The sequence below is a fragment of the Eremococcus coleocola ACS-139-V-Col8 genome (genome assembly GCF_000183205.1).
Classification (GTDB): Bacteria; Bacillota; Bacilli; order Lactobacillales; family Aerococcaceae; genus Eremococcus; species Eremococcus coleocola.
The window spans coordinates 13,161-33,459 of record NZ_AENN01000011.1; the positions used below are offsets into that span (position 1 = coordinate 13,161).

Annotated in this window: 22 protein-coding genes; 1 reads left to right on the forward strand and 21 read right to left on the reverse strand. The window is 39.0% G+C overall.

What is annotated here, in order from left to right; genetic code table 11:
- Window positions 1-20: 20 nt before the first annotated feature.
- The 11 genes from HMPREF9257_RS03155 to HMPREF9257_RS03205 form a co-directional block, all read right to left on the reverse strand.
- The gene (locus HMPREF9257_RS03155) at window positions 21-1,931 is read right to left on the reverse strand and encodes a DNA internalization-related competence protein ComEC/Rec2 (protein ID WP_006418012.1); all 1,911 of its coding nucleotides are present in this window, start codon (window positions 1,929-1,931) and stop codon (window positions 21-23) included.
- Window positions 1,915-2,349: a hypothetical protein gene (locus HMPREF9257_RS03160; RefSeq protein ID WP_176686273.1), complete on the reverse strand. Its 435-nt coding sequence runs from the start codon at window positions 2,347-2,349 to the stop codon at window positions 1,915-1,917. Before HMPREF9257_RS03160 ends, HMPREF9257_RS03155 begins: the two co-directional genes overlap by 17 nt.
- Before the next feature lie 17 nt (window positions 2,350-2,366).
- Window positions 2,367-3,092, reverse strand: a complete 726-nt coding sequence (locus HMPREF9257_RS03165; protein WP_006418053.1) for a ComEA family DNA-binding protein — start codon at window positions 3,090-3,092, stop codon at window positions 2,367-2,369.
- Window positions 3,093-3,231: 139 nt separating this feature from the next.
- On the reverse strand, window positions 3,232-3,753 hold the full coding sequence (gene coaD, locus HMPREF9257_RS03170; RefSeq protein ID WP_006418068.1) for a pantetheine-phosphate adenylyltransferase: 522 nt from the start codon (window positions 3,751-3,753) through the stop codon (window positions 3,232-3,234).
- 1 nt (window position 3,754) lies between these two features.
- Window positions 3,755-4,309 carry a 16S rRNA (guanine(966)-N(2))-methyltransferase RsmD gene (gene rsmD / locus HMPREF9257_RS03175; RefSeq protein ID WP_006418055.1) on the reverse strand — a complete coding sequence of 185 codons (555 nt, stop codon included), beginning with the start codon at window positions 4,307-4,309 and terminating at the stop codon, window positions 3,755-3,757.
- Between the two features lie 8 nt (window positions 4,310-4,317).
- On the reverse strand, window positions 4,318-4,674 hold the full coding sequence (locus tag HMPREF9257_RS08935; protein WP_006418003.1) for a YlbG family protein: 357 nt from the start codon (window positions 4,672-4,674) through the stop codon (window positions 4,318-4,320).
- A complete protein-coding gene (locus tag HMPREF9257_RS03185) occupies window positions 4,675-5,937 on the reverse strand; it encodes an FtsW/RodA/SpoVE family cell cycle protein (RefSeq protein ID WP_006418032.1) in 1,263 nt (420 codons plus the stop codon).
- A 174-nt stretch (window positions 5,938-6,111) separates the two neighbouring features.
- On the reverse strand, window positions 6,112-6,714 hold the full coding sequence (locus HMPREF9257_RS03190) for a superoxide dismutase (RefSeq protein ID WP_006418025.1): 603 nt from the start codon (window positions 6,712-6,714) through the stop codon (window positions 6,112-6,114).
- Between the two features lie 83 nt (window positions 6,715-6,797).
- A complete protein-coding gene (typA, locus tag HMPREF9257_RS03195; RefSeq protein WP_006418008.1) occupies window positions 6,798-8,624 on the reverse strand; it encodes a translational GTPase TypA in 1,827 nt (608 codons plus the stop codon).
- 26 nt (window positions 8,625-8,650) lie between these two features.
- Window positions 8,651-9,421, reverse strand: a complete 771-nt coding sequence (locus HMPREF9257_RS03200; RefSeq protein WP_006418034.1) for an inositol monophosphatase family protein — start codon at window positions 9,419-9,421, stop codon at window positions 8,651-8,653.
- Window positions 9,422-9,423: 2 nt separating this feature from the next.
- Window positions 9,424-9,720 carry a UPF0223 family protein gene (locus HMPREF9257_RS03205; protein WP_006418052.1) on the reverse strand — a complete coding sequence of 99 codons (297 nt, stop codon included), beginning with the start codon at window positions 9,718-9,720 and terminating at the stop codon, window positions 9,424-9,426.
- A gap of 330 nt (window positions 9,721-10,050) precedes the next feature.
- Between HMPREF9257_RS03205 and HMPREF9257_RS03210 the strand changes: the two genes are divergently transcribed.
- A complete protein-coding gene (locus HMPREF9257_RS03210; protein ID WP_006418030.1) occupies window positions 10,051-10,527 on the forward strand; it encodes an HAD-IC family P-type ATPase in 477 nt (158 codons plus the stop codon).
- Between the two features lie 85 nt (window positions 10,528-10,612).
- Here HMPREF9257_RS03210 and atpC read toward each other — a convergent pair whose 3' ends face one another.
- The 10 genes from atpC to HMPREF9257_RS03260 all read right to left on the reverse strand — a co-directional run bounded on the left by atpC (window position 10,613) and on the right by HMPREF9257_RS03260 (window position 20,257).
- Entirely contained in the window at window positions 10,613-11,062 is a 450-nt protein-coding gene (atpC, locus tag HMPREF9257_RS03215) for an ATP synthase F1 subunit epsilon (RefSeq protein ID WP_006418057.1), read from the reverse strand.
- 23 nt (window positions 11,063-11,085) lie between these two features.
- Entirely contained in the window at window positions 11,086-12,582 is a 1,497-nt protein-coding gene (gene atpD, locus HMPREF9257_RS03220) for a F0F1 ATP synthase subunit beta (protein WP_006418061.1), read from the reverse strand.
- A 4-nt stretch (window positions 12,583-12,586) separates the two neighbouring features.
- A complete protein-coding gene (gene atpG, locus HMPREF9257_RS03225; RefSeq protein ID WP_006418043.1) occupies window positions 12,587-13,531 on the reverse strand; it encodes an ATP synthase F1 subunit gamma in 945 nt (314 codons plus the stop codon).
- Window positions 13,532-13,548: 17 nt separating this feature from the next.
- A complete protein-coding gene (gene atpA, locus HMPREF9257_RS03230; protein WP_245526823.1) occupies window positions 13,549-15,027 on the reverse strand; it encodes a F0F1 ATP synthase subunit alpha in 1,479 nt (492 codons plus the stop codon).
- A gap of 56 nt (window positions 15,028-15,083) precedes the next feature.
- Window positions 15,084-15,422, reverse strand: a complete 339-nt coding sequence (locus HMPREF9257_RS03235; protein WP_006418020.1) for a F0F1 ATP synthase subunit delta — start codon at window positions 15,420-15,422, stop codon at window positions 15,084-15,086.
- A complete protein-coding gene (atpF, locus tag HMPREF9257_RS03240; protein WP_006418009.1) occupies window positions 15,415-15,924 on the reverse strand; it encodes a F0F1 ATP synthase subunit B in 510 nt (169 codons plus the stop codon). Before atpF ends, HMPREF9257_RS03235 begins: the two co-directional genes overlap by 8 nt.
- A 19-nt stretch (window positions 15,925-15,943) precedes the next feature.
- Window positions 15,944-16,156: a F0F1 ATP synthase subunit C gene (gene atpE / locus HMPREF9257_RS03245; protein ID WP_006418038.1), complete on the reverse strand. Its 213-nt coding sequence runs from the start codon at window positions 16,154-16,156 to the stop codon at window positions 15,944-15,946.
- Between the two features lie 17 nt (window positions 16,157-16,173).
- The gene (gene atpB, locus HMPREF9257_RS03250) at window positions 16,174-16,905 is read right to left on the reverse strand and encodes a F0F1 ATP synthase subunit A (RefSeq protein ID WP_006418031.1); all 732 of its coding nucleotides are present in this window, start codon (window positions 16,903-16,905) and stop codon (window positions 16,174-16,176) included.
- Between the two features lie 298 nt (window positions 16,906-17,203).
- Window positions 17,204-18,610: a dihydrolipoyl dehydrogenase gene (lpdA, locus tag HMPREF9257_RS03255; protein WP_006418004.1), complete on the reverse strand. Its 1,407-nt coding sequence runs from the start codon at window positions 18,608-18,610 to the stop codon at window positions 17,204-17,206.
- A gap of 12 nt (window positions 18,611-18,622) precedes the next feature.
- Window positions 18,623-20,257 (reverse strand): dihydrolipoyllysine-residue acetyltransferase, encoded by a 1,635-nt coding sequence (locus HMPREF9257_RS03260; protein WP_006418045.1) that lies wholly within the window; start codon window positions 20,255-20,257, stop codon window positions 18,623-18,625.
- Window positions 20,258-20,299: the final 42 nt, after the last annotated feature.

Below are 20,299 nucleotides of genomic sequence, written 5' to 3' on the forward strand. Positions count from 1 at the left end.
AACCTTTTCAAATTTTGTATTTAATCTTTCTTCTCCAAATGCTGAACCTGCCGCACCCAACCACCGTCTTCATCAATATATTGTATGGCGCCTAAATATCCTGTATTCAAATAAGAAATTTGCTGTGCCTGCAACCGTTCTAAAACCTCTATATGAGGGTGCCCGTAATGATTATTAGCTCCTGCCGAAATAAAAGCTAATTCAGGACGAAAATGATTTAAGAGCAATTCTGAACTTGATGTCTTTGACCCATGGTGGCCTAATTTGATTATATTAGCGGACCACTGAGGCAATTGCTTAATTAATGCGGATTCTCTTGCTAAGGAAAGGTCACCCAAATTCAAAAAGCTAGCATATTTCATTTGGATTAAACAAAGCAATGAAGAGTCATTGGACAAATCTGGGTCTTTGAGTGATAGATCTAAGCTGAGACTAGCAATTTGAATTTTATCATTCACTTGGAGTAAGCTACCAGGTACAAGGATATTTATCTTATTTATCTTGAGTGTATTTTGAACCTGTCTTACTTGGTCAAAAAATGATGATTGAAAAGTGTATTCACTAATATAGACTTGGTCAATGGGGATAGTCTGGCCTAAAGCGATAAAATTCCCCACATGGTCAATATCAGGATGGGTTAAAATCAAACCATTGATCTGCTTGACCCCTAAGGCTCTTAAGGCAGGGATTAGGACTCGGTTGGCATGCTGATTATCTATTTTCCCCTTTTTTTCTGGGTCAAAGAGGTAGCGTCCCCCTGTATCAATAAGCCAAGTCTCCTGGTTCCAAGCACTTTGATAACACAAAGCATCGCCCTGGCCTACATCTATAATAGTTAGCCGGTCATAGGCTCTGCAAATAGGCACTAGCCAAAATATAATAAAATAAATCAATACCATCATAGTCGCAAGGGCTTTCTTTGATCTAGTAAGGAAAAACATAGCTAGAAAGGCAAAGAGATACAAGAGCAAGAAACTAGTTAACTCCATTGTCCCCGTCCAAATTTGACTCCAATTCAATAAATCATCCCAGGAACCTAGCATAATTTGACTAGCAAGCAGATGATCAAGTGAAGTCAAAAGGGGGCTTAAGCTCGGCAGAAACAATAATATCAAAGAAGTTCCCATCATTAAGGGCATAATTACTCGATCAAATAGAAAGCTTACGCTTAAGACAGTGATTAGCTGCATGGGATTAAAAGAAAAATTCATTTGGACCATTAAAGGCCAGGAGAACAAGAGACAGAGCAAGCTCAATTCGAATTGAACTTGGAATGGCCTCTTTTTTTGCTTAGCGACAGGTTGATAAAGCATTAAGATAATAGTCATAAAATATGAGAGGACAAAAGATAGGTTAAATAAGATATTGGGATTGAATATTAATTGGACTATCGTGATCACTGATAAACCATCTAGATTTGTAAAAGGCAAATTAAAACTGTTCTTAAGTAACTTAAAAAGCATTAAAGCTAAAATTCTTTGAACTCCAAAAGGCCAACCAATTAAAAAAGCATAAAATAAGATAAAGAAGAAAATACAGGTGTCAATCAAAATTTTGGGAGCCCCCATCCGGTAAAAAAGACTTTTTAAGCGGGATTGAATAAAATAAATATGATAACCAGAGATCGCAAAAAAGTGCAGGATACCTAACTGTGCCAGACCTGGCCTCCAGGCTTGGTAAATTTCTGAATCTTGATTCCACATCAACTTCTGGTGTAAGGAAAGCCAATGACCTGGATAGTCCAATTTTATACGGTTTAAAATATGCAAACGTATCTGACTTGGTAGGGGCAAGAGTTGAGTGCCTTGGTCGATTAACTCAAGTTCATCCACTTGGAACTGCCAAAATAATCCTTGTTTGGCCAAATAGTCTTGATAATCAAACAATCCAAAATTCCGAGCCGGAGCTGGACGGTTAAAATGTCCCTTCAAATGCAAGTGACTCCCTGTTTGCTTTAATCGCGCCAGTTTTTCTTCTGAATCTTGGGTAAAAATATTGCCATTGAATCGTCAGCTCCTGCCCTTCAAATTGAATGTCTGTCTGACCATTCACCTGGTTTTGGCTCCATTTTAAGTCGCTAGGATCAAGAATTAGGTCAAGTTGAGCTGGTTTACCTTCAAGGTCAAGAGCCCTCAAGTCTTGGCGGTGCTCTTCCTGGTGTAGTATGGATAGGGAGAAACAGGTCAACAGTATTATCATTATGGGAAAATGATAAACTGATAGGAAGAAAACTCTTATTATGAGATAAATAAGTAGACAGCCAATTAATAAATGCTGGGTCTGCCAGAATATCAGCCATAAAACCATTAATAAAAGATAAATAAAATAGGTTCTTTCTAGAGCTAACATAATTGAATCAAACTTGCTTAAATACATATCAAATCAATTAACCCTTCTAGGGTCTTCTTTCCGATACCTGGCACTTGGATTAATTCCTCTACAGATTGGAAAGAGCCTATTTCTTGGCGATAATTGATGATTGCCTCTGCCTTCTTAGGGCCAATATTGGGCAAGGTCTGAAGCAGATTCACGTCAGCGGTATTAATATTGATTAAACTTGATGCTGTATCAGGTGGGTTCATGCCTGCATGAACCTGATTTCCTGCAAGCCCAGTATCTGATAAATTAGCTAGTGTCTGGTCACTACCCTCTTCAAGTCTTGCCACTTCTTCGTGACTAGGAATATAGACCAACATCTGGTCGCTTAAGACTTGAGCTTGGTTAATCTGTTCTTGGGCCGCTTGGGGAGTTAGCCCGCCCGCTTGGTCAATCAAATCAAACAAACGACTCCCTGATTCAAGTTGATAAACCCCTGGCAATTTTATTTGGCCTTTGATGTCCACATAAATCTGTTGGTTTTCCTGACCACTCGCATGCTCTGCTTGATAATTACCTGCGCTTTCAAAGTTACTCATACTTGCTTCCTCTAGACTCCCTCCTGACTCTTGTCCTGATAAATCAGTAATTTGTAAGCCTGGGGATGACTTTAAGGTTACAAAACCATTAAATCCTAAAAAGACGATGACAAACCCAAGTAGGCCCATTTTGAATGGCTTAGATAAACTTTGGAATCTAGTGATCAAATGTGACATATGGCTCCCCCTTTTTTATCTATTTATAGATAACCCAAAAGAGAAGTTTTCCTTTAAAAATTTAAATGAATAACAAAAAACCATCCTTATGACATAGGTCCATAAGGATGGTTTAATATTGACTATGCATCATAATCAATTATTGATTAATTTCTACTTTTTTCATTTTATTTTCGCTGATTCTTTTTTTGATAGCTACTTCAACATTCTCAGGAACCATATCATCAATACTGCCATCAAAGAAGGCAATTTCTTTAATAATACTTGAAGATAAATGGCTGTAAAGTGGATCGGCTGTCATAATAATTGTTTCAAACTGATCATTTTGTATCCGGTTAGCTCGAGAGATAGCTAATTCATATTCAAAGTCGGTATAATTTCGGACCCCACGCACCACCGCCGTTATGTGATGGTCCAAAACATAGTCAGCAACCAAGCCCGTTTGTAATAAATCCACCTTGACATTTGGCAGATGAGCACAAGCTGCTTTAATCAAATCAACTCTTTCTGCTGCTGTAAATAAGTACTTCTTCGTTGTGTTCGTTGCAACTAAGACTTCTAAATGATCAAACAAGAGGCTGGCCCGTTCAATAATATTTAAATGGCCGAGTGTAAGCGGGTCAAAACTGCCAGTATATAAACCACGTTTTTCTTTTGTCATTTTATTTCCTTTCAAAAATCCAAACCAGGGTCTGTCCGTATTTTTTTAATTTTTCCTGCTTAAAATTACCTATCTCTTGAGGGAGACTTACTTCTATGCCTGTTTCACAAAGAATCTGACAAGTCTCATTTAAATAGTTTGCCTGGTCTAACCATATAATATCATCGACAATCATCTCTTTAGCATAGGGTGGATCCAAAAAGACTAAATCAAAACTTTGGTCTTTACCTACCATATATTGACTTAATTGTTTACGGTTATGTCCTCTCAATAAGTTGAAACGTTCAGGCTCCTTGGTCATCTCAATATTACGTCGAATAATCTCTTGGGCAGGATAGGCTTTCTCAACGATGACGGCCTGGTCCATCCCCCTTGAAACGGCTTCAATGGCTAGGGCGCCTGATCCCCCATAAAAATCAAGACAAATCCCGCCTTGGAAATAATGCCCTAACATATTAAACATAGCTTCTTTAACCTTATCCGTAGTTGGCCGCGTTTGATTTCCCGCAATCGTTTTAAGCGGACGACTACCATATTTTCCTGCGATAACCCGCATCTTATCACTTATTCTTTAGGGCTAATTGTGAAGTCTTGTTTAAAACTTGCTGAGATTTCTTCTAAACTTGGCCCTGTCTGATTTAAAGCTTTCATATAGTCTCCATTATCATCCAAGTCAGCGAGTGCCAAGGAAAAATCCATATTTATCTCATTCATGTGCGATTCTTCAACTGATCTGACAAAGGGTAATTTTTCTAAGTTAGCAATCGTGGTCGCCGTATTAGTAACATCGGTATAAAGCACAGCATATTTCATCCGTCGACTAACATAATGGATATTGCCAAATTTACGTAATTGCTTTAACTGTTTGCTTGAGTAGAGCCAAACGATTAGACTCTGGCGTTGAATTTTTTCATAAGCCATTTATGACTTTCCTCCTTGGTACCGGGAATAGACTACATTTATTTCTGGTTTCCGGCTTCTTTTTTCTGTATAAATCATCTTTTGCGCAAGCGCTAGGGTTAACATAAAGTTTAATACGGACGAACCTCCATAGGAAATGAAAGGGAGGGTGACCCCTGTCAGTGGGATGAGACCTAAGACGCCCCCCACATTGACCGTAATTTGAATAAAGAATAAAACGCCTAAGCCGAACAGCACTAGACTACTAAATTGACTTTGAGCCTGACCAGCCCAATAAAATAACCGGTAAAGGAGAAAAGCAAATAGGCCTAGTAGGAAGGCCAGACCAAAAATCCCCAATTCTTCTCCAATATGCGCAAAAATAAAGTCAGTTTGAATCTCGGGTAGCAGCCCATTTTTCATTTGTCCTTGGCCTAAGCCTACACCGAACCACCCTCCCCGACTCATGGCATAATAGCCATTGACTAACTGATAGCCAATCCCTTGTCGAAAATTAAAGGGATTAACCATGGCCAAAAAGCGATTAATCTGATAAGAATCAGACTGGCCTTGATAGTTACTAAAATAGATTAATAAACCAGCATAAGCCAAGCCCCCTATCCCTAGCAAAGCTAAATTGATTTTAAGGGAGACTTTGCTGACTAAAATCATAATGATGATAATGGCTAAAATAATTGCCACCATCCCAAAGTCGGGTTGTAAAGCGATTAAGAATAAACATAGGATGCTTAAACCGACAATTGACCAGCGGAATAAAACAAGGTGTTGGGTTTTAAACAAGCGGACTTCTTCAGACAATTTAGCTAAGACCCAGGCATAGACTAAAACCGCAATCGGTTTTAAATATTCTGAAATCTGGAGGCTGAATGAACCGACCTGTATCCATGATTTGGCCCCATTCCGCACTTCACCTGCAAAAGCGGTATAAATTAATAAGAGAAATACAATCCCCAAGGCCAAAAGATGTAGCAAAGGATTGGCCAGCCACTGCTGGGGTACTGCCATCATAATTAAGAATATAACAAGCCCAAGCCCAACCGAAAATAACTGAGGCTTTAAGAAAGCCCAGGGTTGGTTGATTTCACCTGTAATCGAGGTACCGGATGTAGCTGAAGTTATCATTATGAGACCGAAGATAATAAGCACGAAGGTCACTAATAATAAAGGGATATCAAAGTATTTAACTTTGTCTTTTAATTTATACCCATATGTGCGGATTAAAGCTCCCACTGGCATTTTGTTATGTGGTGTTTCTTGATTCACTGGCTACCTCCTCTAGTTTGTACTAGCTTATTATACCATAAGACAAATTTCAATAGTCAAACTTATGATGGATCATCTCATACTAAACAAAATATAAGATAAAACAAAAAAACACCTAGGACTTTTGCAAAGCAAAAACCTAGGCGCATTTTACAGATTATATTATAAAATTAATTATTTAGCTAAACGTTCAGCCACAACATCCCAGTTAACAACTTTCCAGAATGCATCGACATAGTCAGGACGAACATTACGATATTTTAAGTAATAGGCATGTTCCCAAACATCAAGACCAAGTAATGGTTTTTTACCATCAGTAATTGGGTTATCTTGATTTGGTGTTCCCACAACTTCAAACTTACCATTATTATCAACTAACCAAGCCCAACCAGAACCAAATTGTCCAGTTGCTGCCGCTTTAAATTCTTTTTTGAAGTCTTCGAAAGAACCAAAGTCAGCTTCAATCTTCTTCAATAAGTCAGCCGGAACCTCGTTGTTATCAGAAGGAGCTTGCGTTTCATCCCAGAACAAGGTGTGATTTAAGTGACCACCGCCATTATTACGAACAGCCGTCCGAATTTTTTCAGGAACATCATTTAAATTAGCAATAATTTCTTCGATTGATTTAGATTCTAGATTCGTTCCTTTAATCGCATCGTTTAATTTAGTTACATAAGTATTATGATGTTTATCATGGTGAAGTTTCATTGTTTCTTCATCAATCACTGGTTCTAATGCGTCGTATGCGTACGGTAATTCTGGTAATTCAAAAGCCATTTTACATTCCTCCTAGTTTTTTCTTGATACTTTAATAGTATCATTCCTAGGTGAAAGCTCAATTAATATGCTCAATTTAAGACTTATTTTTCTTTCTTGTTAGCTTTTAATCTGGCAGATTTATCTAAGATTTGTTTCCGTAAACGAATACTCTCAGGGGTAACTTCACAATATTCATCTTCATCCATAAATTCAATGGATTCTTCTAGGGTTAGAATCCTTGGTTGCTTAATTACGGCTGTTTGATCTTTAGTGGCTGACCGAACATTAGTTAAATTCTTAGCCTTAGTAATATTAACAGTTAAGTCATTTTCACGGCTGTGTTCACCAACAATCATTCCACCATAAATATCAGTACCAGGCATCACAAAAATAGTTCCCCGATCTTCTATATTCATAATAGAATAAGTTGTCGCTTGGCCAGATTCTTGTGCCACTAAAGCCCCATTCCGACGCCGACCAATCGAACCATCAACCATAGGCCGGTATTCATCAAAAGTATGGTTTAAGATACCATAACCCCGAGTCATAGACATAAACTCAGTAGTAAAACCAATCAAACCACGGGCTGGAACCAAGAAAACAAGCCGGACTTGACCATTGCCAGTATGGACCATATCTGCCATTTCTGCTTTACGAGTACCCAACGCTTCAATGATTGACCCCATATATTCTTCTGGCGTATCAATTTGGACCCGTTCAAACGGTTCACATTGGACTCCATCAACTTCACGGACAATAACTTTTGGCCGTGAAACTTGAAATTCAAAGCCTTCCCGACGCATATTTTCAATTAAAATCGATAAATGTAATTCCCCGCGACCAGAAACAACAAAGGTATCAGGCGCCGTTTGTTCTACACGTAAGGATACATCGGTTTGTAATTCTTGCATTAAACGGTCTTCAAGATTACGGGCCGTTACAAACTTACCTTCGCGACCCGCAAAAGGAGAATCATTGGTTCTAAAGGTCATTTGTAGAGTCGGTTCATCAATATGTAGTAAAGGTAGTGGATCAATATGTTGGCTATCAACAACAGATTCACCAACAAAGATATCATCCATACCAGATAAGGCAATTAGGTCACCGGCTTTAGCTTCTTGGATTTCCACCCGTTTTAAGCCAAAGAAACCATGCATTTTTGTCACGCGGAAGTTTTTATGGGTACCGTCAATTTTCACTAAAGTTACCGAATCACCCACTTTAATTTTTCCACGGAAGACCCGACCAATCCCAATACGACCCACATAATCATTATAGTCTAAGAGGGAAACTTGGAATTGTAAAGGCTCATCAGAATTATCTTCTGGTGCTGGTATATGCTCAATTACCGCATCAAAAATTGCATCCATTGATGCTTCTTGATCGGCTGGATCATCTGATTTAGAAGATGTTCCGTTTAAGGCAGAGGCATAAACCACTGGGAATTCAATTTGTTCATTATCCGCGCCCAATTCAATGAATAAGTCCAAGACTTCATCCACAACTTCAGCAGGACGGGTTGAAGGTTTATCAATTTTATTCACGACAACAACAGGTATTACCCCTTGTTCTAAAGCTTTCTTCAAAACAAACCGAGTTTGCGGCATAGTTCCTTCATAAGCATCAACAACTAAAACTACTCCATCTACCATGGATAGAATCCGTTCAACTTCACCACCAAAGTCCGCATGCCCGGGTGTATCCAAAATATTAATCCGGGTTCCTTTATAGTCAACTGCGGTATTCTTAGCTAGAATCGTAATTCCACGTTCCCGTTCAATATCATTAGAGTCCATGGCTCGTTCATCTAATTTAGCCCGTTCGTCTAAGGTTGACGATTGTTTTAATAATTCATCAACCAAGGTTGTTTTACCGTGGTCAACGTGGGCGATAATTGCGATATTACGAATGTCATTTCTTTTTGTCATTTAATTTCCTCTTTTACTTTGATTGCTTATGCGTTTAATAATTGGATTGCTTCTTGATGAACTTGGGGACTGGCGAATACGACTGTGGAAGCTTCTAATAAATCTAAAGCTTGGCCTTGACGGTCAGTGACTTTTAAGCCTAATTCTTTGAAAATAGCTAGACCTGCTGCAAAATCCCAAGGTTGTAACCGGGATGCATAATAAATTGACGCCTCACCTCGTAAGATAGATATAATCTCTAGCGCTGCAGAACCATAACCACGAACACCAAGCGCACCATTAACCAGAGCTTGAATCTGGGGATCACTTCCTACTAAGTGATATTGGTTTATATTTAAGAGACTATCCGCTAAAAACGTGTCTAGGGTTGGCACAAGTGGCTGATCATTTAGAAAAACCCCTTCGCCATTGATGCCGTAATAAAGGTCATCTTTCATTACGTCATAGATATAACCGGCTTGGGCTTGGCCATCCTCAAAAATCCCGATCATCGTTCCAAAATTATTAGCTTGCTTAACAAAATTTAAGGTGCCATCAATGGGATCAATAATCCATAAAACACCCTGAGTTGAAGTCAAATTATGGCCATGCCCTTCTTCTCCCAAAATTTGATCATTAGGAAAATAGTGGTGAATTTGGTCAATTAGGTAGGCTTCGACGGCTTTATCCATTTGGGTGACTAAGTCAGCTCGACCGCTTTTTTCTTCAATCTCTAATTCGCCTTGCAAGGCTGTCCGTAGCATATTGCCCACCTGGGCTATCCAAGTTTGAACGAGATGGTGCCGTTGATAATTCATTATTACACTTCCAATCTTATTTTATCCTTGGCGGAGACTTGCTTGTTCAAAGCATCTTTCATCGCTTTAACCACTTGATAGGTTGAATAACCACTCGTGGTTTTAAAGTCTCGATCAATTTGCTTCTCTTCACTTTTGGAAGGGACGACCGCTTTGAACTTTGCATAGCTGGCTTGAATTGCAGCTAAACTATTGCCACCTTGGTAGACTTTCTCAACCGCCACTAAAAAATTAACCACATCAATAATTTCTTCTGTAGTCCACTGATTTGAAATGGGGTAGGTATATGATTGAGGCATAGCTTCCTCCTTCCACGAATTGTTAATACTACTATACCGCATTTAAAGCTAAAAATAAAAACGAAAACGTTATCAAATATGATTATCTGCTTTTTATAAAACTTTTACCCATATTTACACATAAGTCTTCTCAGCTTACAAATGTAACTTGGTTCTTTATACTAAGCGTAGATATTTTTTAGTTTTTCAAATAGAGTTACCAAAAAGTGCGACAATTTCTATCTTAACCAAAAATCAAACCGCTCTTGGCTATGTTGCGCTTGGTGACAAAAACAAAGATTCGTCTGCTGAACTAATCAAAGGTCTAAAAATCATGGTATTCAACCGATTATGGCTACGGGTGATAATGAACGGGCTGCTAAAGAAGTCGCCCAAGAACTAGGGATTAACTACTACGCTAATCAATCTCCACAAGACAAATATGACCTAGTTGAATCCTTTAAACAAGATGGTAAACAAGTCATTATGGTTGGTGATGGGATTAACGATGCACCTTCTTTAGCTGTTGTGGATATTGGCCTAGCCATCAGTGCTGGTAGCCAGGTTGCCCTAGACTCAGCCGATGTTATATTAAGTAAGTCTGATCCTAGTGACATTCAAACATTCTTAGAACTAACCCAAGCGACTAACCGTAAAATGAAACAAAACCTCTTGTGGGGCGCGGGCTACAACTTTATCGCAATTCCCTTAGCTGCCGGTCTGCTTGCTCCCCTTGGGATTATCATTAGTCCTGCTTGGAGTGGAATTCCGATGTCTCCTTCACGGATCATTGTCGCTTTAAATGCTAACAATTTAAAAATTAAGTAAATTCATCTCATAAAAAAGGGAAGCAGTCTCAACCGAGACTACTTCCCTTACATTTAGTTTATTTCTAAGCTAAAACGTTTTATAACTACTTTACATTAGATTTTTTATGTTTAGCAACATTAATCTGATTAATCGCCCGTTCCAAAGAAATTCGTGCCCGTAAGTAAGAAGACTGATCTTGTCGACTCAAGGCTTCTTGCATATCCGCTTCAGCTTGATTTTTCATGACTTCGACATGAGATTGATCCACATCTCGGGCCCGAACAGCAAATGAAGCAGCTATATCCACATTATTATCGTGGAAAGTCAAGGCACCCCCATTAATTGCAATATAATCCGGTTCCTCACTATTTAAACGTGTAACAATTACAGCGCCAATATCAAGGACTGTTACCAAAGGTAAGTGATTGGGTAATATTGTCAACCAACCATCAATCGCATGGACACGACAGGACCGAGCATGGTGAGCATAAACCTCTCCATCAGGGGATAAAATATTGACCGTCAACATTTTACCTTCGTTTGTATCCGCCATGTAATTACCTACTTTCTTTGTCTTTAGGCATCAGCATTAGTATTAGGATCTTCGCTCGCAGTCTCACTGTTTTGACTACCATAATCTACACCCATATCGCGGGCTTTAGCAATCACTTGATCGATGTTACCAACATTCCGGAAAGCTTCTTCAGGTAGACTGTCGTACTTACCTTCCAAGATACCTTCGAAACCATCTAAACATTCTTCAATTGACACAAAAGAGCCTGGTAGGCCCGTAAAAGCTTCTGCCACGTGGAAGTTTTGGGATAGGAATAATTGAATCCGCCGTGCCCGTGATACGGTTACTTTTTCTTCATCTGAAAGTTCTTCAACCCCCAAAATTGCAATAATATCTTGAAGTTCGTGATATCGTTGTAGGGTGGTTTGTACTTGACGAGCAATCCGATAATGGCGTGGGCCGACAATTTCTTCACTTAGGGCAACAGATGTTGATTCTAGCGGATTCACCGCCGGATAAATCCCTTGTTCGGTTAATTTACGGTCCAGGTTAGTCGTCGCATCCAAATGGGTAAAGGTAGTTGCTGGCGCTGGGTCAGTATAATCATCGGCTGGCACATACACCGCTTGAATAGAAGTGATGGATCCATCCTCGGTAGAGGCAATCCGCTCTTGCATTGCCCCCATTTCTGAAGCCAAAGTTGGTTGATACCCCACCGCAGATGGCATCCGACCGAGTAAGGCTGAAACTTCTGAACCTGCTTGCGTAAACCGGAAAATGTTATCCACAAAAAGCAAAACATCTTGTTTCATTTTGTCCCGGAAATATTCAGCCATCGTTAAGCCTGTTAAGACGGTCCGCATCCGTGCTCCCGGTGGTTCATTCATTTGACCGAACACCATGGCAGTCTTTTTATCAACACCAGAGTCACGCATTTCGAAGACGAGGTCATTCCCTTCCCGAGTCCGTTCACCAACCCCAGTAAAGACTGAAATACCATCTAACTCTTGGGCAATATTATGAATTAACTCTTGGATTAAGACGGTTTTACCAACACCGGCACCACCGAAAAGACCAATCTTACCTCCTTTTAAATAAGGAGCTAAAAGGTCAATGACCTTAATCCCTGTTTCTAAAATTTCATATTCTGAAGATAGATTTTCATATTTTGGAGCATCACGATAAATTGATTTTAATTCGTAATCAGCCTCAAGATCACCCTTGTCATCAATTGTGTGCCCTAAGACATTGAAAACCCGTCCTAAGGTCGCTGGCCCTGCAGGAACTTTGATAGTTGTTTCCCGGTCAGCTACTAACATTTCCCGTGACAAACCATCGGTGGCTGACATAGCAATGGCACGAACAATTCCATCCCCTAAGTCTAATTCAACTTCTAATACTACGTTCTTTGGATTATTTAAATCAGCTTCTGTAATTGTGGCTGGATCTTGATTAGGTACAATTACCAGAGCATTATGAATCTCAGGAATCCCCTCGGAAATTGGAAACTTTACATCCACAACCGGGCCAATAACCTGAGCTATTTTTCCAATTCTCATCTGTTTATCCCTTCTTTTCCTTCACTTGTGCATTCGCACCATTGGTAATCTCAATAATTTCGTTCGTAATTCTCTTTTGCCGTTCATGATGGTATTCTTGTTGCAAATCTGCGATTAACTTCTCAGCGTTATCAGTTGCTTGACCCATAGCCTGCATCCGCGCAGATTGTTCTGCGGTTTTGGCATCAATCACTGCTCCGTAAATTTGAGTTTGGGCATATAATGGCAACAAGAAATCTAGGACTTGGTTGACATCAGGTTCTATTAGTACTTGCGGATCAACCTTATCTTTATTTTCCTCATGAAGGTGCCGAATATTTTCGGGACTAATCGGTAGAATCCGTTCAAAACGACATTCATTCACTAAAACATTAATTGAGTGATTATAGCATAAGTATAATTCATCATAAGTCTTATCCTTAAATAAATTAACAGCTTCACGAATAATATTTCTCACTTCAGTAAAGCTAGGATAATCTGACAAATGATAACGTTCATAAGCCAAATGATAGCCATTTTCCCGGCAGAATTTAGCAATCGGTGCCCCAATGGCTAGTACTTCAATTTGATCTTTGCGGTATTTACGCGCCTGATCACGAAATTCTTTTAAAATTGAAGTATTATAATTACCGGCTAACCCTTTATCTGAGGTGATTACTAGGAAACCAACTTTATTGACAGGTCGAACTTCCATCATACTATGAAAGTTAATAAGACTATCATTATTTCCATCCTCATCCACTACAGGACTGGCATCTAAATCATATTGAATATCTGGTCGAATAACCGAAGAGACCATCTCTTTAATCTTTTGACTATAAGCATCATACTTGGCAGATTCTATCACAATACTGTTATATTTAGTTGTTGATACCAATCGCATGGCATTTGTGATTTGAGAGGTTTTTTGAATTGAATTCATTTTCTTTTTTATCTCATTTAAAGCCATTCTTGTATCACCTACTTTTATTGGATTTCAGCATGATAGGTTGCCATAAATACTTCCTTAAATTGATTAATTAAATCGGTCAATTTATTTTCATCAACTATGACTTCATTATCTTCAATTGATTGAAGCACTTCGGGATGTATTTCCTCTAAATGACTAAATAAAGCTGCCTCAAAATCACGTAAGTCTTCCACTTCGATACCTTCAAGTAAATGATGGGCTAAGGCATAAAGAATTACAACTTGCTTAGGCATTGATAAAGGTTTATGCGCTGATTGCTTTAACAATTCAACCGTGCGTTTACCACGGTCTAGGTTTTTCCGAGTCATATCATCCAAGTCAGAGCCAAATTGACTGAAGGCTTCTAATTCACGGTAAGCCGCCAAGTCTATCCGGAGAGTACCTGAAACTTGTTTCATAGCCTTCACTTGAGCTGCTCCCCCCACCCGAGAGACTGAAAGCCCAGCATTAATGGCTGGCCGCACGCCAGAATTAAAGAGGTCATTTTCTAGGAAAATTTGACCATCGGTGATTGAAATCACGTTAGTTGGAATATAGGCAGAGATATCACCGGCTTGAGTTTCGATAATTGGTAGCGAAGTAATTGAACCCCCACCTAATTCATCATTTAACTTGGCTGAACGTTCTAATAAACGAGAGTGCAAGTAAAAGACATCCCCAGGATAGGCTTCCCGTCCAGGTGGCCGTTTTAAAAGTAGGGACATTTCACGGTAAGCTGCCGCCTGCTTGGTCAAATCATCATAAATGATCAAAACATGTTTCCCTGCATACATAAATTCTTCTGCCATAGCAGTCGCTGCATAGGGTGCCAAGTACAATAAGGAAGACGGTTGTGAGGCAGAGGCAGACATGATAATCGTATAATCAAGCGCATCATACTTCCGTAAAGTATTCACAATATTTTTAACCGTAGATTCCTTTTGACCAATGGCTACATAAATACAAAGTACATCTTGTTCTTTTTGGTTAATAATTGCATCAATGGCAATGGTGGTTTTACCAGTTTTCCGGTCCCCAACAATCAATTCCCGTTGGCCACGACCAATTGGGACTAAGGCATCAATCGCCTTGGTTCCTGTTTGTAAAGGTCGTTTTACAGACTGGCGGTCCATAATAGACGGAGCTTCTGCTTCAACCGGACGTGTCTTCTCAGTCTCAATTGGACCTTCACCATCAATTGGTTGACCCAAAGGATTAACTACTCGACCAAGTAAATTATCACCTACTGGTACTTCCATGACCTTGTTTAAACGGCGAACTAAGTCACCTTCATTGATATCATGGTAGTCCCCAAATACAATAACCCCAACTTCATCAATTTCTAGGTTCTGTACCATTCCAATTGACCCGTTAGGAAATTCAACCATTTCACCTTGCATAGCTTTATCCAAACCATGGACACGAGCAATCCCATCCCCAATATAGACAACCGTTCCAATTTCTTCCATGTGGTGTGTGGCATCAAATTGATTGATTTGTTTAAGTAGGCGTTTTTCTAAATCTTTTTTATCCAAGAATAAACAACCTCCTTTTAGCTTTTAGCATGAAACATATCATGCATATGTGATAATTGCTGACGTCCACTGACCTCAAAGTAATAAGATTCACTTTGAATAGAAACTCCCGTAACTAAATCAGGATCAATAATTTCATTGACTTCTCCCAATGGACGATCAATTTTCTTAAGAAATAGGGCAATAATTTGACGTTTTTCCGCCTCTGTCAAAGGCACGACTGAGCGAATAGTCAAATTTTCAACTTCTTGACTTTCATCTTTTTTTATACGACCGGTTTTTTCGTCATATTGACGATATTGGTCCATAATTTGATCGACAAATTGACTATAGGTCGTTTCTTTAACATTATCCATGTTTAACTTCCTCTTCTAATCTATGAATAAAATCATTAATTAAACGACGGTGGTCCTCTTCATTAATTTCATGTTTAATAATTTTTTCTGCAATTTCAACTGAAACTGAAGCAATGGTATCTTCCATCTCAGCCAAAACTTCTTGACGTTCTCGTTCTATTCTTCTTTGGGCTTGTGCTTTCATGGCATCAATGTCCTGATTAGCTTCTTGTTTCAACCGCATTTTCAATTCTTCGCCTTGTTTTTTTGCATCATTGACAATTTTATTGGCTTCAACTCGTGACTGAGTTAATTTTGCCTGGGCCTCTTTATTAGCTTTTTCAGAAGCAGCCTTTAAATCATGTCCTTCATTTAACTCTTTGGTGATTAAACGTTTCCGTTGATCTAATACATTCATTAAAGGTGTCCAAGCAAAACGATGCACACAAAAAATAAGGATTAGAAAAGAAATAAGTGTCATTAGTGCATGACCTAGGGCAGTTGGTCCTAATAAGCTTCCCATTTACAATTCCTCCTTGCTATTATTGGAAAACTAAAATAAAGGCAATAACAGCTGCCATAATCGGAATCGCTTCAATTAAACCAACCCCAAGTAACATAGTTGACCGAATTTTAGATTCCATTTCTGGTTGACGAGCCATAGATTCCAAAGCCTTAGAAATTACCAAACCATTCCCAATTGCCGCACCGAAAGCGGCAAGTCCAATTGCAATTGCAGCAGCTAAACCATTCATATTTTATCAATTCTCCTTTATGCTTCTTCTTTTTCTTCAACGTGATGAATCACTTTATGAGACAGGTATACAATGGATAAGTTTACAAAAATATATGCTTGCAAACAGCCGATAAAGACTGAAAATGCTTGCCATACCATTTGTAAAGGAATCCCAATTGGCCAAGTAGCAATTCCAAAAACATTTCCTAATTCAGCGATCAATTTCAATAGAATTTCACCCGCAAATATATTACCAAACAAACGTAATGAAAGAGTCATCATATTAATGACTTCTTCAAGAATATTATAAGGCAAGAGTGCCACCGGCTTAGCATAGGTTAAACGGAAATGTTGGAGCAAACCATATTTCTTTATTCCAAAATACTGTGATATCAGATTCATCGAAACCGCCATGGCTAAACAAACAGCTAATTCTGCTGTAGGTGATTTCCAATAAGAAATACCATCTGCTTCGACTAAAATTGGTAACCCCAACAAATTAGAGACCAAAATAAAGAGAAAGACGGTGATTGCCACTACCATGTGGGCAGGCTCCATACTATCTCCCAAAGCATCTTTAACCACACCTTCAACTAAGTTCACAATCCATTCAAAAGCTAGTTGAATTTTACCTGGATTTTCAACGGATAAGTTGCGTGTAAATAGGAAGCAGAGTGCAATTACTATGACCACAGCAGCAATCATCGATAAGACTACATTCAAACCGACCGGAATGCCGAGTAAATTAATAACTACTGTTCCATCCACTTTTCTACCTTCTTTCTAGCAATAGTCTAGTGATTGCTTGTGAGCTTACAATAACAAGACACAACCACAAGTGTTTTTATTGTAACACTTAATTTAGAATTTTACATTAATCATCCTTAAATTAATAGTATTTTATTGCCCACCTATATAAAAAATTTTTAATGGTGTCTATTTTTATCTATGTCAAAATTATCTAAGACTATCTTGACATCTCTTAAAAAAGGAAAGAGCCTGAGCCCCATAAATACAAGGATAATCCTAGTTTTATGAGATTCAAGCTCAAAAATTATTAATTTTTTTATACGTGGATTGGCATACCTAAAGCTAATTCAGCCGTATCCATAGTAACTTCGCCTAAAGATGGGTGACCATGAATAGTTAAAGCTAAGTCTTCTGCGTTCATACCAGATTCAATAGCTAATAGTAACTCAGTTAAAACTTCTGAAGCATTAGGACCCACAATTTGAGCACCAACAATAATATTATCTTCTTTAGTTGTCACTAAACGTAAGAAACCTTCTGTTTGATTTAATGATAAGGCACGACCATTACCACCAAATGGGAATTTAGAAGCTTTAACATCTAAACCAGCTTCTTTAGCTGCTTTTTCAGTATAACCTGCAGCGGCTACTTCTGGATCTGTGAAGGCAACACTTGGCATAGCAACATAATCCACTTCATCTTTATGGCCAGCAATCGCTGCAGCCGCAACTTTACCTTCATAAGAAGCTTTATGTGCTAAGGCAGCACCGGCTACGATATCACCAATGGCATAAATATTCGGCTTATTAGTCCGACCTTGTTTGTCGACTTCAATTAGACCACGATCAGTCATCTTGATACCGGCAATTTCTAAGCCCATTTCATCTGTATTTGGACGACGACCTACGGAAATCAGGACATAATCTGCATTGATTTCTTCAGCTTTGCCATCAATTTCATATTTAACCGTTACAGAGTCACCATTATCAACGGCTTCTTTAGCCATTGCATTAGTATGAATGGTCATATTACGGTTCTTCATTTCTTTTTCAACAACCCGAACTAGGTCTTTTTCAAAGGTTGGCAAGATCTGAGGCGAACCTTCTAAGATAGTTACTTCAGTGCCCATGTTAGCATAAGCCATACCTAATTCAGAACCGATAACACCACCACCAATGACAACTAATTTACCAGGAATTTCTTTTAGGTTCAAAGCACCTGTTGAATCGATGACCCGGCCAGCAAACTTAAAGCCTGGAATTTCGATTGGACGAGAACCGGTTGCAATAATGGCATTATTATACGAATAAGATTGAGCACCCTCTTCATGCATAACCCGTAAATGATGTTCGTCTTGGAAGAAGGCATCCCCACGAATGATTTCAACTTTGTTCTTTTTCAATAACATTTCTACGCCACCAGTAAGTTTGGCAACGACGCTGTTATCTTTCCATTCTTGAGTCTTAGTGAAGTCAATTGCAACATCTTTAGCTGTTACACCGAAAATTTCAGAATGGTGAGCATTATGATAGGCGTGTCCTGCTGATATCAAAGCTTTAGATGGAATACATCCAACGTTTAAACATACACCACCAATATATTGGCGTTCAATAATCGCCACTTTTTGGCCTAATTGAGCAGCACGAATCGCAGCTACATAGCCACCAGGGCCTGCTCCGATAACGACTGTATCTAATTCAATTGCGAAATCTCCTACTACCATTTATGTAACACCTTATCCTTCCATTAATAACAATTCAGGGTCTGCTAGGTAACGTTTAATTTCATTCATTGCTTTTTGAGCAGTAGCACCATCAATAACACGGTGGTCATAAGATAATGATAATTTAATCATCCGACCCACAGCTAATTCACCATTTTCATCGACAATTGGTTGTTGCACGATTGATCCGAAGCCTAAGATAGCCACTTCTGGGTGGTTAATAATTGGAGTGAACCATTTACCACCGGCAGAACCAATGTTAGAAATAGTAATGGTACCATCACGCATTTCTCCAGCTGATAATTTAGAATCATGAGCCTTATTGGCTAATTCAGTAATTTCATCAGCAATATCAAACATTGATTTAGCGTTTGCATCTTTAATGTTTGGTACATAAAGACCATGATCAGTATCAGTAGCAATACCAATGTTATAGTAATTATGGTAAACAATTTCGTTCGTAGCATCATCAAGTGAAGCATTTAAAATTGGGTATTTCTTAAGGGCAGCAACTAAGGCTTTAACGGCATATGGTAAGAAGGTTAGTTTGGTATCACGTTCTGCAGCAATACCTTTGAATTTCTTACGGTGATCCCATAGTTTAGATACTTCGATTTCATCAAAGTGAGTAACATGTGGAGAAGTATGTTTAGAGTTAGTCATTGCCTTAGCGATTGCTTTACGGGTACCTGACATTTTTTCACGGGTTGTCCGTTCTGCATTAGACACAAGTGGTGTAGCTTTCTTAGCTGGGGCTGTCTTTTCAGTTGCGGCACCTGCAGTAGCTGGAGCTGTTTTTTCAGCTGGAGCACTAGCAGTTTGGTTAGGGTTGAAGTTGTTAACATCAGCTTCAGTAACCCGGCCACCTTTACCTGTTGGCACTACTAAGTTGATATCAATGCCTTTATCACGGGCTAATTTACGTACAGAAGGCATGGCTAAGACATGACCTGCAGGAGAAGTGCCTGCTCGACCTGATACTTGACCTGGTTGACTTGCTGCTGCGGCTGGTGCTGCAGAGGCTGAGTCACTTACAGCAGGAGCTGCGCTTGAACCATCACCTTCAAAGTCAGGGGCATCAATTTCTACTAAAATGTCACCCACTTGCACAACCTGACCTGGTTGAGCATGAATTTTAACGATTTTACCTGCATAAGGAGTTGGTAATTCTTCAACTGCTTTATCATTTTGGACTTCAAGAATTATATCATCTTCAGCAACTGTATCGTCTTCTGATACTAACCAAGATACGATTTCACCTTCATGAATTCCTTCACCTAATTCAGGTAAGGTAAAGTTAAAATAGCCACTCGCTTGGCCAGGTTGGTCAGCTGCTTTAGTAGCTAGCAAATCTTCTTCGGCCGCCGCAGTCACAGCTGGTTCTTCAGGTAAATCTTCACCTTCATAACCTTCAGCATCAATTTCAATTAAGACATCACCCACGGTCACAACGTCACCTTCAGAAACTTTAATTGACTTAACTGTCCCAGTTACTGGAGTTGGTAATTCTTCGACTGCCTTATCGTTTTGTACTTCTAAAATAATGTCATCTTCAGAGATTGCTTGACCTTCAGAAACGAGAATCGAAACGATTTCGCCTTCATGAATTCCTTCACCTAATTCAGGTAATGTGAATTTAAATGCCATTTGTTTATTCTTCCTTCCTTTTACTTGAGAGCTCGATTGGTG